This window comes from Paenibacillus nuruki, from assembly GCF_001721045.1.
Taxonomy (GTDB): domain Bacteria; phylum Bacillota; class Bacilli; order Paenibacillales; family Paenibacillaceae; genus Saccharibacillus; species Saccharibacillus nuruki.
The window spans coordinates 1-14,067 of the sequence record NZ_MDER01000030.1 but is presented as its reverse complement, the minus strand read 5'-3'; the positions used below and the strand labels follow the sequence as shown (position 1 = coordinate 14,067).

Genomic DNA, 14,067 nt, shown 5'->3' with positions numbered 1-14,067 from the left:
CTAAATAAAAAGCAATGATCTTCTGCCCGAAGGCAAAAAATCATTGCATGACGTGTACTCATTATCGAAGTGTAATCACTACACGGCGATTAGGTTCTTCGCCTTTACTGATCGTTTTCACGCGAGCATGGTTTTGAAGTTTGGCATGAATCACTTTGCGTTCTTGCGAAGACATAGGTTCCAGTACCACTTCTTTACCACTACGGATCACTCTACCTGCTAAACGATCTGCTAAATCTTCTAATGTTTTCCGGCGACGTTCGCGGAAATTTTCAGCATCCAACAAAATGCGTACATATTTGTCTGAGTAACGATTGGCTACAATATTCACCAGATATTGAAGAGCATCCAGTGTTTGACCACGGCGACCAATCAATAATCCTAGATCACTACCCGAGATGTTCATGGTATACCCATCACGGTTACGCTTAATATCGACTTCCAATTCAAGACCTATACTTTGACCGACTTCTTTGACGAACTGTATCGCTTCATCATGAGAATAAGTGGATGCACTGCCTTCCTTGTCTGCTATCTCTGTAGTTGATGGAGATGCAGTAGAACGATCTTCCAAGGAGACAGGGACAGCAGAGCTAGAAGGAATATGCACAGTCGGCTGAGACAACAGTGTCAATTCTACTTTGGCAGGTTTTGCACCAAATAGACCCAGGAATCCTTTTGACGGCTGTTGCAATATTTGCACTTGCACATGTTCCTTACTCGTATTTAAACGGGTAAGCCCTTCTGCTATAGCATCATCAATGGTTTTTCCAGACGTAATGACTGTGGTCATTTCGAAATTGGGCCCTCCCTTGTGGTGCTCAGAGTGTAAGATCATAGATCAACCGTAGTAGTTGATTGTATATTTAGAACGCTGCCCCGGGGAACAGCGCTCCAATTGTATTTCTTAACGACGTTTCTTTTTCGCTTTTTTCTTGTTACGAGCTTTGTTGTTAGCAATTTTGCGAGCAGCACTTGTTGTATCTGTAACTGCACCAAGATCTGTAACCACTGTATTTTTGTTGCGATACAAGAAATAGTTCTGTACGATCGTGTAGATGTTACTGTATACCCAGTATAGCGGAAGTGCTGCTGGGAATTGATAAGACATGACGAAAATGATGATTGGATACATATACATCATAATTTTCATAGGACCCTGCATTTGCGCCGGGTTCATACTCATCATCATTTTAGTTTGAAGGAATGTGGTGATTGCAGCGATAACCGGCAAAATAAACCATTTATCCGGTTCACCTAATTGTAACCATAAAAACGTGTGCTCACGAAGCCCTGTGTTATAAATGATCGCATTATACAAAGCGATAAAAACAGGCATCTGAATAATCAATGGTAAACAACCGGCAGCCGGGTTAACCTGATTTTCTTGGAACAACTTCATCGTTTCAGCTTGTTGTCTTTGTGGATCATCTTTGTATTCTTCGCGCAATTTCTGTAATTGCGGTTGAATTGCTTGCATTGCTTTAGAACTTTTGACTTGTTTTAACGTCAATGGCAAAATCAATGTACGTACGATAAGCACCAGAACCAAAACCGCCAGACCATATTCCCCGCCAAACCAATCAGCGAATGTGTCTAAAGCGTAGGCAAACCAGTACACGACGTAACGTTGCCACCAACCTCCGTTCTGTAAATCCTCTGTCGAATGCGTTGCCATATTAGTCGGTGTACAACCTGCTAAAATAGCCATCATCAATCCGGCAGCTATGAGGAGCATCCATCTTCCTCTGCGAATCTTCAATAACGACACTTCAAAACCCCTCTCTTAGCCATTCCATTTCCCTGCAAATCATACCATATTTAGCAACACAAATAAACTGATAGCACTACCGTTGTGAACGCTTAATTAAAGAAGATTTACGTAGGACATGAAGGATACTTTTTTCAAGCTCCTTATATTGTAGAGAAAGCGCACCTTTACGTACGATAAATACCATATCGATCTGCGGTACAATCTCAGCAGCATGATGACGTACAATTTCCTTCACCATACGACGCATCCGATTACGAACCACTGCATTCCCTACCTTTTTACTGACAGATACACCCATCCGAAATTGCTCAATATCTTTTTTGTGAAACCAGTACACCACAAATTGATGATTTGCAAAAGAACGACCATGACGGTATACACGGCTGAAATCTGCTCGGTTTCGTAAACGCAGCTTTTTTTGCACCGTAATTTCCCCTTAATTTCAAAAACAAGATAGTGGACTTCTTCTATATAGTAAAATATAAAATTTTTTAGTATTTTTTAGTGTAAAGAAAAAAAGACCACCGCAGTGGTCTTAAAGTAATTTACGCGCTTAGGACTTTTCTGCCTTTAAGGCGACGAGCCGCCAGCACTTTACGGCCATTTTTAGTACTCATTCTTTTACGGAATCCGTGTACTTTACTACGTTTTCTTACGTTAGGTCTGAATGTTGGTCTCATATTGTGCACCTCCTTGCAGGAAATCTATATTCCATATTTAATTGGTTCTATTCACATAAAAATTCCCTTATACATTTAAACACGAAATGTCTATATAAGTCAATGAAATTTCATTTATTACATTTTGCAGTTGGTACTTCTATGTATAAAGAGGGAGCTATCACTGTTTATTTTTATCGTCCACGCACATTACTTTCTGTTCAAAAAATCATTCCTTTTTACGTTTATCCACAGGTTAAAATAGATCCTCTTTTTTCCACAGTTATACACTTTCTAAAAAACTGCCTGTGTATAATTCAAAAATTCTTCCACAAGCAAAAAGTTTGTTCCGAACAATTTATAAACAATATCTAGTGGTGTGCATAAGTTTTGTACACAACAGATTGAATTTGTGGATAAATTATCGGTTTTCGTTGAAATAAAGGGTTCTTTTTGGTATTATTATATTGTTTTTGACTGTGAATAGATTATTCTAACCTAAAAATTATCAACAGCCTGTGGATAAAGTTGTGAACAATTTCTTCTTATCCTTTTTTTAGTTTATCCACCTTCTGGTATTCTGGGGATAATTCTACGCCATTCATCATAATTATCATTTTCAATATTTCCGATATCCGCGCATGGCTTCAGCCACACATTGGAAGTTTAAAAGGAGTGACAGTCTGTGGACAGCCATACTTCCGAATTATGGCAGCAAATATTATCCATTATTCAAACAAAGCTGAGCAAGCCTAGCTTTGACACTTGGTTCAAAGCAACCAAAGCGCTGACTTTTACCGAGAACTCTATTGTAATTTCAGCACCAACCACTTTTGCTGTAGAATGGCTTGAAAGCCGGTATACCAAATTGGTAAGTTCGACCGTTTTTGAATTTTTGGGAAGACAAGTAGACGTTAAGTTTGTGATCGAAGAAGCACTTCCTGAAGAATCGCTTTTACCTGCACAGACTCAATCGCAACCCGCTATTTCGATGCGAGAAGAACCACTTGCTAATATGCTCAATACCAAATATACGTTTGATACATTTGTTATTGGCGCTGGCAATCGATTTGCGCATGCTGCTTCATTAGCAGTAGCGGAAGCACCAGCTAAAGCATATAATCCATTATTTTTATACGGTGGTGTAGGACTGGGCAAAACTCATCTTATGCACGCCATCGGACATTATATTTTGGAACATAATCCAAATAGCAAAGTGGTATACATTTCTTCCGAAAAATTTACAAACGAGTTTATTAACGCTATTCGTGACAACCGCGGGGAAAGTTTCCGTAACAAGTACCGTAATATTGATATTTTATTGATTGATGATATTCAATTTTTAGCGGGCAAAGAACAGACGCAAGAAGAGTTTTTCCATACGTTTAATGCATTACATGAAGAACGCAAGCAGATCATTATTTCTAGTGATCGCCCGCCAAAAGAGATTCCAACGCTTGAAGAAAGACTTCGTTCGCGGTTTGAATGGGGATTGATTACTGATATTCAGCCTCCAGATCTGGAAACACGCATCGCTATTTTGCGGAAAAAAGCGAAAGCGGAGAATTTAGATATTCCCAACGAAGCCATGGTCTATATTGCTAACCAGATCGATACGAATATTCGTGAACTAGAAGGCGCTTTGATTCGTGTTGTGGCTTATTCGTCGTTAACCAACCAAGATGTAACTTCTCATCTTGCTGCTGAAGCACTCAAAGATATTATTCCGTCCAGCCGTCCACGAATGATTACGATTCAGGATATTCAACAAAAAGTTGGCGAATTTTATAATTTGAAAATGGAAGATTTTAAAGCGCGTAAAAGAACCAAAGCGGTGGCGTATCCACGTCAAATTGCAATGTATTTGTCACGGGAATTAACAGATTATTCTTTGCCGAAGATTGGAGAAGCTTTCGGAGGACGAGATCATACGACTGTTATCCATGCTCATGAGAAAATTTCAAGAACGCTTAAGATTGATCAGGAGTTATTCAAAGTTGTGAATAACTTAACGGAAAAGATTAAAAATCCATCCTGAATAAGTCACAAGCCTATACACAATCTATACACATGTGGATAGGCTTACTTACACGTGGGTTTGAGGGGGTTATCCACATATCCACTGCCCCTACTACGATTACTATAAAGATTTATATATATTCTTCTTATAAAAACACATTCTGAAATTCATCAAATGACTTAACACATTTGTGATAAAGATGAACCTTGCTGATTAGGAGTGAAACCATGAAGATCCAAATTTCCAAAAGTTATTTGAATGAATCGATACAACATGTTTCCAAAGCTATTTCTAGCCGTACAACAATCCCTATTTTGACAGGCATCAAATTTGATGTTTCGTATACAGGTGTAACTTTAACGGCCAGCGATACAGATATTTCGATCCAATCGTTTATTCCTGCTGAAGACAATGACAAAACAATCGTCCAAATCGATCGTGCAGGCAGCGTTGTTTTACCTGCTAAATTTTTCGTTGAAATTATCAAAAAACTACCTTCTTCTGAAATCGAAATGGAAGTTCGTGATGGTTTCCAAACGTTTATTCGTTCAGGTGCTACAGATATCCAACTGGTAGGTCTTGATCCAGAAGAATTCCCTGTTTTGCCAAGCATCGAAGAAAATCAACAAATCTCAATCCCGGGCGATCTGCTCAAAAATATGATCAAGCAAACGGCTTTTTCTATTTCCACACAAGAAACTACGCCTATTTTGACAGGGGTACTTTGGAATTTGAACGAAAGTGAACTTAAATTCGTTGCTACTGACCGCCATCGGTTAGCAAGTCGTACCGTTCACATGAGCGAAGATACAGGAGTGCGTTTTAGCAATGTCGTTATTGCAGGTAAAACGTTAAACGAACTCAGCAAAATTATTCCTGACCAAAACACATTATTAGATATCGTTGTCGCGGATAATCAGGTATTATTTAAAATTGATCGTGTTCTTTTCTATTCCCGTATACTCGACGGTACGTATCCTGATACGTCCAAAATCATTCCGACCAATTTCAAAACAGAAATCGTAATTGATACCAAAAAATTAGCAGATTCAATTGATCGTGCTTATTTGTTATCTCGCGAAGAAAAAACCAATATTGTGCGTATGCAAACATTGGACAATGGAGCCGTTGAAATTTCTTCTAGCTCTTCTGAGTTAGGTAAAGTAACCGAGCAACTTGAAGTTTCTCGTTTTGAAGGGGAACCTTTACGTATTTCGTTCAACTCCAAATATATGTTGGATGTGCTAAAAGTGATCGAAAGTGAACAATTAGCGATTCAATTTACAGGGGTAATGAGCCCGATCATCATCAAGCCACAAGATGATAGCCGTAGCCTGTATATTATTTTGCCTTACCGTACAACCAACTAATCCAATAGCTCAAAATAAAGGATTAAATAAAATAGCCAGGTATTTTGCAACAAGTTCCTGATCTGTTCACATCATGAGAACCGTTGATAAATACCTGGCTATTCATATCCACAACCTATGTTGCTACACGAAAGGACGATACTTTTCACATGGAAAATATAACAATATCAACAGAATATATTAAGCTGGATCAATTTTTAAAATTAGCAGGTTGTATATCCACAGGAGGAAGTGCCAAAGCCCTTTTACAAGAGCAAATGGTACAAGTCAACGGAGAATTAGAAGAACGTCGTGGTCGTAAATTGTATCCTGGAGATGAAATTCAGGTACAGGGAGAAGGTTCATACAAAGTACACAGTGAACAATAATCTGGAGGACCTCATCCATGTTTATTAACCAAGTCAGTCTGCAAAATTATCGCAATTATGATCATCTCCAACTGGATTCCTTCGCTGCGGTCAATTTGTTTATCGGGCAAAATGCTCAAGGAAAAACAAATTTGATCGAAGCTCTTTTCGTTTTGGCACTTTCTAAATCTCACCGAACCAATAAAGATAAAGAACTGATTGCTTTTCACGCAGAGCAAGCTCGAATTACGTGTGAAGCTGAAAAAAAATATGGCAAAGTAAAGCTAGAGTTAAACTTTACGAGTAAAGGCAAACGTGCTAAAATCAACGGTCTGGAACAACGCAAATTAAGTGAGTTTGTAGGGACGATCAATGCGGTTATGTTTGCACCTGAAGATTTGGAGATTGTTAAAGGATCTCCTGGAGTGCGGCGCCGTTTTTTAGATATGGAGATTGGTCAAGTACAACCCAGTTACCTTTTTCATTTACAGCAATACCAGAAAATTTTAATACAGCGTAATAATTATTTAAAACAAGCATGGAGTTCAGGCTCTAAAGATTCAACCATGCTCGATATCTGGAATGAACAACTGGTTGAACATGGAGTCAAAATTATCAAAAAACGAAAACACTTTATCCACAAGCTTCAAGGTTGGGCAGAAACTATCCACATGGGGATAACTGGTGGCAAAGAGAATTTGGTTCTTTCTTATGTCCCATCGTTCGGAACCGCAGATGAGGAAGATGAAGCTGTCTTATTTGAGCAATTTATGGTAAAATTATCACAAGTGAAAGAACAGGAATATCGTCGTGGAGCAACCCTTGCAGGTCCACATCGTGACGATTTAACTTTTCATATCAATGGCAATGAAGCAGCTGTTTTTGGTTCTCAGGGACAACAGCGTACAACCGCCCTGTCATTGAAACTAGCAGAGATTGAACTGATACGTGAAGAAATTGGAGAATACCCTATTCTTCTGCTGGATGATGTACTATCTGAACTTGATCCTTATCGTCAGACGCAACTGATTGAGACATTTCAAGGTAAAGTGCAGACATTTATTACAGCGACCGGAATCGAAAGTTTAAATACAGAGCGTCTTAAAGAAGCTCAGATTTTCCATGTCCATCAAGGACACGTTGAGAAGTAGGGAGGACTACAGACTATGTATATTCACTTGGGCGGCGAGAAGATTATCCGTTCCTCGGAGCTTGTCGCGATTTTTGATATATCGATCGAAAAGTCTTCCAAAATTTCTAAGCAATTTGTAAATAATGCTCTTGAAAATAAAAAAGTAGAATCGATTGGTGAAGAAGAACCCAAATCGATCGTAGTCACTAAAAACAAAGTGTACTACTCCCCTATCTCTTCCTCGACGCTCAAAAAGCGAGCAAATAGTTTTTTTGTTAATGCATGAACGCAGTTATGGGATATAACTGCCTGAAATTATAGAAGTAGGTGAAAATCGCATGTCTATGAATCAACCGGCTTATGATGCGAGCCAGATACAGGTACTTGAAGGACTAGAAGCGGTTCGCAAGCGTCCGGGTATGTACATTGGATCCACAAGCTCTAAGGGTCTTCATCACTTGGTTTGGGAAGTCGTAGATAACAGTATCGATGAAGCACTTGCAGGTCATTGTGACCATATTGAAGTGACTATTCACGAAAACAATAGTGTAACTGTTGTCGATAATGGACGTGGAATTCCTGTAGGGATCGAAGCGAAGACGCAACGTTCTGCACTAGAAGTTGTTATGACTGTTCTACATGCTGGTGGTAAATTTGGCGGTGGAGGATATAAAGTATCAGGCGGTCTGCATGGTGTAGGTATCTCTGTTGTAAACGCATTGTCTGAACATGTAAAAGTGGTTGTCAAAACCGAAGGTCAAATTCATCAACAAGAATATATGCGCGGAGCTCCTCAGTATGATATCAAAGTCATCGGAGAAATGGGAGCAGATGAAGATACAGGTACAACGGTTACTTTCAAACCTGATTCTCAAATCTTTACAGAAACAACGGTATTTGATTACGACACATTGCTTGGTAGAATTCGTGAATTAGCTTTCCTGAACAAAGGAATAGCAATGACGATTACAGATGAACGGACAGGTGTAACCAACACCTTTAAATACGAAGGCGGTATTATCGAGTACGTTCAATATTTGAACAAAAATCGTGAAGTACTGAATGAACAACCGATCTATGTTGAAGGTTCACGTGACATGATTCAAGTTGAAGTGGCTTTGCAATATAACGAGAGCTATGCAGAAAATATTTATTCTTTTGCTAATAACATTAACACGCATGAAGGTGGTACTCATGAATCTGGATTTAAGAGTGCACTAACACGTATTATTAATGATTATGCTCGTCGTAACGGATTGCTCAAAGACAACAACGGTAATCTGACAGGTGAAGATGTGCGTGAAGGACTGACAGCGATTATTTCTGTCAAAATCCCTGAGCCTCAATTCGAAGGACAGACGAAGACCAAGCTAGGAAACAGTGAAGTTCGTGGTATTGTTGAATCTCTTTTCTCAGAGAAGCTACAAGAGTTTATGAACGAAAATCCTGCGGTTGCTCGTCGTGTACTTGAAAAGTCTTTACAAGCGTCTAGAGCACGTGAAGCTGCTCGTAAAGCGCGTGAATTGACTCGCCGTAAAAGTGTACTAGAAGTCAGTGCTTTGCCTGGTAAGCTGGCAGACTGCTCTTCCAAAGACGCTTCGATCAGCGAATTGTACATTGTCGAAGGTGACTCTGCTGGTGGATCAGCGAAGCAAGGACGTGATCGTCACTTCCAAGCGATTTTGCCATTGCGTGGTAAAATTCTAAACGTTGAAAAAGCACGTTTGGATCGTATTCTAGGTAATGCCGAGATTAGAGCGATTATTACAGCTCTAGGTACAGGGATTGGTGAAGAATTTGATCTTTCCAAAGCACGTTATCACAAAGTCATTATTATGACTGATGCTGATGTCGATGGTGCTCATATTCGTACACTATTGTTGACTTTCTTTTATCGTTATATGCGTCAGCTTCTAGAAGCGGGCTATATCTATATTGCACAACCGCCTTTATTCAAAGTAGAACGCAACAAAACAGCGGTCTATGCTAACTCTGAAAAAGAGCGCGATCAGATCATTGCTGGTTTTGGCGAAAATGCTAAGTTCAATGTTCAACGTTACAAAGGTTTGGGTGAGATGAATGCAACTCAACTTTGGGAAACAACGATGGACCCTGAAAGTCGTATTATGTTACAAGTCAGTATTCCTGATGCGATTTTGGCAGATACGATTTTTGATACGTTGATGGGTGATAACGTAGAACCGCGTCGTGACTTTATTCAAGAACATGCTAAATACGTGACCAATCTTGATGTTTAATTCCTATTATTTATCAATGTAACGATATAAATATGCAGTAGATAAAGAGCATCTTGTTGTATACAGATGCTCTTTTATTTTTGTAGCAACTATATTTACAAAAGCTTTGAAAATCATGATGAAATACAGGACATTATTCAAGAAAAATGGTATAATAAAGTGATGTAGTCGTAAGCATAGCTAGAGCGGACAACACAGTACAGAGTAGCAACTTTTAACCATATTCTGGCGACAAGCAACTTATTTTATACATTGTATAAGCAAGCATTTGTGCAAGCAAAACGAAGGCTGCAATAAGGGAGGTTAAGCTTAACATGGCGGAAGAAAAGATTTCGCAAATTAAAGATCGGGACATTGGTGTAGAAATGCGTGATTCCTTTATGGATTATGCAATGAGCATCATTGTGAGCCGGGCTTTGCCTGATGTACGTGACGGTTTGAAACCTGTGCATCGGCGTATATTATTTGCCATGTCAGAGCTTGGTATGGCTCCAGATAAACCGTACAAGAAATCAGCAAGAATCGTCGGTGAAGTTATTGGTAAGTATCACCCGCATGGTGATTCGGCTGTATACGAAACAATGGTACGGATGGCGCAGGATTTCTCTATGCGCTATATGTTGATAGATGGTCATGGTAACTTTGGATCGATCGATGGCGATATGGCAGCAGCAATGCGTTATACCGAAGCACGTTTATCCAAAATTGCTATGGAAATGTTACGTGATATCAACAAAGAAACGATCGACTTTGCACCTAACTATGATGGTGAAGAAAAAGAACCGATTGTACTACCTGCTCGTTACCCTAACTTATTAGTGAACGGTGTATCTGGTATTGCTGTAGGTATGGCTACCAATATTCCTCCGCATAATTTAAGCGAAGTTATTGATGGTGTACAAGCTATGATCCAGAATCCAGAGATTACTTCGATGGAACTGATGGATTATATTCAAGGCCCTGATTTCCCAACATCCGGTTATATCTTAGGACGTTCGGGTATTCGTCAAGCCTATCAAACTGGTCGCGGATCAGTAACGATGCGTGCCAAAGCAACGATCGAAGAAAATAACAACAAAGCTCGTATTGTTGTTAATGAACTGCCTTATCAGGTCAACAAAGCTCGTCTAGTTGAGAAAATTGCTGAATTGGTACGCGAAAAAAGAATCGAAGGCATTACCGATCTACGTGATGAGTCTGACCGTAACGGTATGCGTGTCGTTATTGAATTACGCCGTGATGTGAATCCAAGTGTTGTTCTAAATAACTTGTACAAACATACAGCGATGCAATCTACATTTGGTGTGAACATGCTAGCTATCGTTAACAATGAACCTAAATTGCTAACTTTACGCGAAGTATTACATCATTACATTCAGCATCAGATCGAGGTTATTCGTCGTCGTACACAGTATGATCTCAAAAAAGCAGAAGCACGCGCTCATATTTTAGATGGTTTGCGTATAGCTTTAGATAATCTGGATGAAGTTATTCGTATGATTCGTGCATCCAATACCAGTGATGTGGCTCGTGAAAGCCTTATTGAGCGTTTTTCTCTGAGTCTGGAACAAGCACAAGCGATTATGGATATGCGTTTGCAACGTTTAACAGGATTAGAGCGTGAGAAGATCGAGAACGAATACAATGAATTATTAGTCAAAATCGCTGAATACCGCGAAATTTTGGCAAATGAAGATCTTGTTCTTGAAATTATCAGTACAGAGCTTAATGAAATCAAAGAACGTTTTGGTGATGAGCGCCGTACAGAAATCACAGTTGGCGAAGAAAGTATTCTGGATGAAGATTTGATCCCTAAAGAAGAAGTTATTGTTACAGTAACTCATACAGGGTATATCAAACGCTCACCAGTCACTACATTCCGTAGTCAAAAACGTGGTGGACGTGGTGTTATTGGGATGGATATGAAAGATACTGACTTTGTGCAGCATCTCTTTGTAACCAATTCTCATAATCATTTGTTATTCTTTACAGACAAAGGTAAAGTATACCGCATCAAAGCCTATGAGATTCCTGAATTGGGCCGTACTGCTCGTGGAACACCGGTGATCAACCTTATTCAAATCGAACAAGGCGAATCGGTAAATGCCGTAATCTCTGTAGAGCAATTTGAAGGAGATCAGCATCTATTCTTTGCAACCAAACAAGGTGTCGTGAAGAAAACACGTCTGGACGATTATACCAATATTCGTAAAGGCGGTCTGATCGCAATCAATATGCGTGAAGATGATGAGCTGATTGAAGTTAAATTAACAGATGGCAAACAAGAGATTATCATGGGTACATCTTATGGTATGTCGATTCGTTTCTCTGAAGGCAATGTTCGTCCGATGGGACGTAGCGCTACAGGGGTAAAAGGAATCACCTTGGATGAAGGCGATGCAGTGATCGGTATGGATATCGTGGATGATGATCAGAAAGTATTAATTGTAACATCCAAAGGTTACGGTAAACGTACGCCAGGTTCTGATTATCGTATTCAGACACGTGGTGGTAAAGGAATCAAAACGATGAACGTCACCGATAAGAATGGTAAGTTAGCAGGTCTTAAAGTTGTTAAAGACGAAGAAGATCTGATGATTATCACAACAAGCGGAACATTGATTCGTATGGATATTGAAGGTATTTCTACCATGGGACGTAACACACAGGGTGTGAAATTGATTCATATTCGTGATGAAGATTCTGTAGCTACGATTTGTCGTACAGATAAGAATGAAGACGACGACTCACCGGATGATGATGTATTTGCTGAAGATGCAATAGGTAGTACAGAAGAGCAAGAGTCTGTGCAACAACTGGACAAATCAGAAACATCGACAGATCATACAGAAGAAGCGGAATAATATATTTTAAATATTCAAAATAAAGAGAGAACTTTCTATCTAAAGAAAGTTCTCTTTTTTTATTTAAAAATAGTTAAGAAGTTTACTAAATTAGATTGAAGAAATGACAAATACCGCATATAATAAGTCTAAGTAATCAAGTCTTTAGTCCCTATTTTATACATAACTTTTTAGAACTAGCGAATTATTCATAATGCAATCTAAAGGTTTTTAGTATTTTAAAATAGAGTGAGGTTAATCCAATGGCAGCGATATTAATTGATGATGTAACACCAGGAGTCCGAATTACACACGATGTATTCACAACTCAAGGTAATTTGCTTTTTCCTAAAGGCAAAACAGTCATGCCCAAAGATATAGAAATTTTACGTGCTTTTTTAATAGAAGAAATTAATAACGGTAAAAGTCCTAAAGAAGAATTAAGTGCTCCTCCTGTAGAATCTAATGCTCTAAATGAGATTGGCGCAAAAGTTAAAGCGATACAAAAAGTATTATCTTTTGAAAAAGATTATGAGAAGATGATTACATTATTAAAAAATGTATTTCGTAATGTCGCAGTTACTGAAATCCCTGTCTTGGAATTACGCATCCAAATGGAGAAGTTACTACAATATTCAAGAGAATACAATATCCTCACTTTCTACCCTAAAAGTATAAACAAGCAAGATTATTGGTATCATAATGCTGTATTAACCGGACTCACTTCTTATAAGATAGCTCATTGGTTAGGGCTTCCTGTAAATGAAGGGATGCAAGTCGCTTTTGCAGGACTTTTTCATGATATCGGTAATGCCAAGATCGATTTGGATATTCTACAAAAGCCTTCAAAGCTAACAGCATCAGAAGTCGAAGAAATACGTCGACATACCATGTATGGTTATGAGCTACTCAAGAACGTTAAAGGGATTAGTGAAGGCGTACGTTTGGCAGCACTACAACATCATGAGAAAGTGGACGGTTCAGGGTATCCGCTTCGTCTACAAGCTGACCAGATTCATATCTATGCCAAAATCGTTGGTGTCGCTGATATCTTTCATGCAATGACGCTTTCCAAAACATATAGCCAGGCACAATCTCCTTATCTAGTACTTGAGCAGATCGATTCAGAAGCTTTTGGCAAATTAGATCCTAAAATCGTAACTACCTTTATTAGCAAAGTCACACAGTTCCATAATGGAACAATGGTTCGTCTAAGTAATGGCCTAATAGGAGAAATCATTTTCTCTGATCGCTCATATCCCACACGTCCGCTAGTCTCAGTAGATGGTACGATCTATAATCTGATAGAAAATCATCAACTGTTTATACAAGAGATTATTAAACGAAAAGAAGTATTGCAAAAAAGTTAAGATTTATTCGTTCTTTGCTATCTATAGAAAGTAGGTTATATAGAAGATACATGAATGAATATAGAGAGTAGATCTATTGCTTGTTACTATAAAGAGCAAATGATTTACTCTTTTCTTTCTATATAGAAGGAAACGATAATATAGAAAGAAAAGATGCACTAATCAAAGTAGTTTAATAATAAAAATATATTCTCAAAAAAAGTGTTGACTATCTAACTCGATACATGATATATTATAAAAGTTGTCACGAACGAACGACAACATCCACAAAACATCATACGAAAACAACTTGAA

Annotated in this window: 12 protein-coding genes; 8 read left to right on the top strand and 4 right to left on the bottom strand. The window is 38.7% G+C overall.

The features are described from left to right. Nucleotides 1–61: 61 nt before the first annotated feature. From jag to rpmH, 4 genes are all read right to left on the bottom strand, one after another. Nucleotides 62–793 (bottom strand): RNA-binding cell elongation regulator Jag/EloR, encoded by a 732-nt coding sequence (gene jag, locus PTI45_RS04630; RefSeq protein ID WP_069326381.1) that lies wholly within the window; start codon nucleotides 791–793, stop codon nucleotides 62–64. A 114-nt stretch (nucleotides 794–907) separates the two neighbouring features. After that, entirely contained in the window at nucleotides 908–1,771 is an 864-nt protein-coding gene (locus PTI45_RS04625; protein ID WP_069326380.1) for a YidC/Oxa1 family membrane protein insertase, read from the bottom strand. A gap of 76 nt (nucleotides 1,772–1,847) precedes the next feature. After that, nucleotides 1,848–2,198, bottom strand: a complete 351-nt coding sequence (gene rnpA / locus PTI45_RS04620; RefSeq protein ID WP_069326379.1) for a ribonuclease P protein component — start codon at nucleotides 2,196–2,198, stop codon at nucleotides 1,848–1,850. 121 nt (nucleotides 2,199–2,319) lie between these two features. Then, nucleotides 2,320–2,454, bottom strand: coding sequence for a 50S ribosomal protein L34 (gene rpmH / locus PTI45_RS04615; RefSeq protein ID WP_069326378.1), 135 nt, complete (start codon nucleotides 2,452–2,454; stop codon nucleotides 2,320–2,322). A gap of 664 nt (nucleotides 2,455–3,118) precedes the next feature. Here rpmH and dnaA point away from each other — a divergent pair. The 8 genes from dnaA to PTI45_RS04575 all read left to right on the top strand — a co-directional run bounded on the left by dnaA (nucleotide 3,119) and on the right by PTI45_RS04575 (nucleotide 13,773). Continuing rightward, complete coding sequence (gene dnaA / locus PTI45_RS04610; protein WP_069326377.1) at nucleotides 3,119–4,471, top strand: chromosomal replication initiator protein DnaA; 1,353 nt, start codon at nucleotides 3,119–3,121, stop codon at nucleotides 4,469–4,471. 209 nt (nucleotides 4,472–4,680) lie between these two features. Further along, on the top strand, nucleotides 4,681–5,823 hold the full coding sequence (gene dnaN, locus PTI45_RS04605) for a DNA polymerase III subunit beta (protein WP_069326376.1): 1,143 nt from the start codon (nucleotides 4,681–4,683) through the stop codon (nucleotides 5,821–5,823). A 149-nt stretch (nucleotides 5,824–5,972) separates the two neighbouring features. Further along, nucleotides 5,973–6,191: a S4 domain-containing protein YaaA gene (gene yaaA / locus PTI45_RS04600; protein ID WP_069326375.1), complete on the top strand. Its 219-nt coding sequence runs from the start codon at nucleotides 5,973–5,975 to the stop codon at nucleotides 6,189–6,191. A gap of 17 nt (nucleotides 6,192–6,208) precedes the next feature. Continuing rightward, entirely contained in the window at nucleotides 6,209–7,321 is a 1,113-nt protein-coding gene (gene recF / locus PTI45_RS04595) for a DNA replication/repair protein RecF (RefSeq protein ID WP_069326374.1), read from the top strand. A gap of 15 nt (nucleotides 7,322–7,336) precedes the next feature. After that, nucleotides 7,337–7,588, top strand: coding sequence for an extracellular matrix regulator RemB (gene remB / locus PTI45_RS04590; RefSeq protein ID WP_069326373.1), 252 nt, complete (start codon nucleotides 7,337–7,339; stop codon nucleotides 7,586–7,588). Nucleotides 7,589–7,640: 52 nt separating this feature from the next. Beyond that, nucleotides 7,641–9,560 carry a DNA topoisomerase (ATP-hydrolyzing) subunit B gene (gene gyrB, locus PTI45_RS04585; RefSeq protein ID WP_069326372.1) on the top strand — a complete coding sequence of 640 codons (1,920 nt, stop codon included), beginning with the start codon at nucleotides 7,641–7,643 and terminating at the stop codon, nucleotides 9,558–9,560. Between the two features lie 314 nt (nucleotides 9,561–9,874). Further along, entirely contained in the window at nucleotides 9,875–12,424 is a 2,550-nt protein-coding gene (gene gyrA / locus PTI45_RS04580) for a DNA gyrase subunit A (protein ID WP_069326371.1), read from the top strand. A 242-nt stretch (nucleotides 12,425–12,666) separates the two neighbouring features. Next, on the top strand, nucleotides 12,667–13,773 hold the full coding sequence (locus PTI45_RS04575; protein WP_069326370.1) for an HD-GYP domain-containing protein: 1,107 nt from the start codon (nucleotides 12,667–12,669) through the stop codon (nucleotides 13,771–13,773). Nucleotides 13,774–14,067: the final 294 nt, after the last annotated feature.

Coding starts and splice junctions, on each gene's coding strand:
- jag (WP_069326381.1), bottom strand. CDS start 793: ATGACCACAGTCATTACGTCTGGAAAAACCATTGATGATGCTATAGCA.
- rpmH (WP_069326378.1), bottom strand. CDS start 2,454: ATGAGACCAACATTCAGACCTAACGTAAGAAAACGTAGTAAAGTACAC.
- dnaN (WP_069326376.1), top strand. CDS start 4,681: ATGAAGATCCAAATTTCCAAAAGTTATTTGAATGAATCGATACAACAT.
- yaaA (WP_069326375.1), top strand. CDS start 5,973: ATGGAAAATATAACAATATCAACAGAATATATTAAGCTGGATCAATTT.
- recF (WP_069326374.1), top strand. CDS start 6,209: ATGTTTATTAACCAAGTCAGTCTGCAAAATTATCGCAATTATGATCAT.
- remB (WP_069326373.1), top strand. CDS start 7,337: ATGTATATTCACTTGGGCGGCGAGAAGATTATCCGTTCCTCGGAGCTT.
- gyrB (WP_069326372.1), top strand. CDS start 7,641: ATGTCTATGAATCAACCGGCTTATGATGCGAGCCAGATACAGGTACTT.
- gyrA (WP_069326371.1), top strand. CDS start 9,875: ATGGCGGAAGAAAAGATTTCGCAAATTAAAGATCGGGACATTGGTGTA.
- PTI45_RS04575 (WP_069326370.1), top strand. CDS start 12,667: ATGGCAGCGATATTAATTGATGATGTAACACCAGGAGTCCGAATTACA.